The sequence below is a fragment of the Pantoea sp. SIMBA_079 genome (assembly GCF_046940275.1).
Taxonomy (GTDB): Bacteria; Pseudomonadota; Gammaproteobacteria; order Enterobacterales; family Enterobacteriaceae; genus Pantoea; species Pantoea borealis.
The window spans coordinates 1-467 of the sequence record NZ_JAWRYR010000051.1 but is presented as its reverse complement, the minus strand read 5'-3'; the positions used below and the strand labels follow the sequence as shown (position 1 = coordinate 467).

General features: G+C 57.4%; 1 pseudogene. It reads left to right on the top strand.

The features are described 5' to 3' along the window. Window positions 1-467 (top strand): annotated as a pseudogene (locus SB719_RS19040) (miniconductance mechanosensitive channel MscM); the annotation flags it as partial.

Genomic DNA, 467 nt, shown 5'->3' with positions numbered 1-467 from the left:
TAACCTCGACGACCGTGAATTCTCCGGTTCGCTGGGACGGCTTTGCTTTATCCTCATTTGCGGTGCGCTGGCGGTGGTCACCCTCAGCCTGAAAAAGGCCGGGATTCCGCTGTATCTCAACAAAGAGGGCAGCGGCGACAACATTACCAACCATATGCTGTGGAACATGATGATTGGCGCGCCGTTGGTTGCCATTCTGGCGTCGGCGGTGGGTTATCTGGCAACGGCACAGGCGCTGTTAGCGAGGCTTGAAACCTCGGTTGCCATCTGGTTCCTGCTACTGGTGGTTTATCACGTTATCCGCCGCTGGATGCTGATCCAGCGCCGCAGGCTGGCGTTTGATCGGGCGAAGCATCGCCGGGCAGAGATGTTAGCGCAACGTGCGCGTGGCGAAGAGGAAGCGCATCATCACAGTAGCCCGGAAGGAGCAATTGAAGTCGATGAAAGCGAAGTCGATCTCGATGCCA